The 533-nt window shown below is 37.0% G+C and carries 1 protein-coding gene; it reads right to left on the reverse strand.

Translation table 11 applies throughout. From position 1 onward, the window contains the following. A partial coding sequence (gene fabZ / locus IE271_RS44755; RefSeq protein WP_190195546.1) for a 3-hydroxyacyl-ACP dehydratase FabZ occupies nucleotides 1-328 on the reverse strand: 328 nt, incomplete at its 3' end. Nucleotides 329-533: the final 205 nt, after the last annotated feature.

Raw genomic sequence — 533 nt, forward strand, 5'->3', positions numbered from 1 at the left:
GGAATTTAACCTTGTCAATCGTCATGAAATACACGATTTTGGTTTTGGCTATTTCAGGGTCAAACCCCCACAAACTAGTGAAGGCTAAAAACCCTCCGCTTTGTGCCATGCCCTCTACGATCAAAACGCCCGGGAAAATGGGCTTATTAGGGAAATGCCCGTTAAACACATCTTCATTAAAAGTGATATTCTTATAAGCGACAATTTTTTTATTGGCTTGTAACTCTGTAATTCTATCCACTAAGAGCATGGGATAGCGGTGAGGTAAAATCTGTAAGATATGCTCTATAAAAAATTGAGATTGCAAGTTTTGATGATTTTGTTCCATAAAAAAATAAACTCCTTGTTTTGGATTCAATTAAAGCACTATTTTAGCGTTGGTTATTCTAAAAAATAACCGCTATTATACCATAAGAAAACCGCTCGCTTGCATTTGCAAAAACACCGATGCATTGCGCCATAAGCTTAAAGAAACGCTTTATTCAGATACCGCTCATGCATCATTCATGCGTGTGGCTTAGAATATTTTCTCT

This window comes from Streptomyces minutiscleroticus, from assembly GCF_014650875.1.
Classification (GTDB): domain Bacteria; phylum Actinomycetota; class Actinomycetes; order Streptomycetales; family Streptomycetaceae; genus Streptomyces; species Streptomyces minutiscleroticus.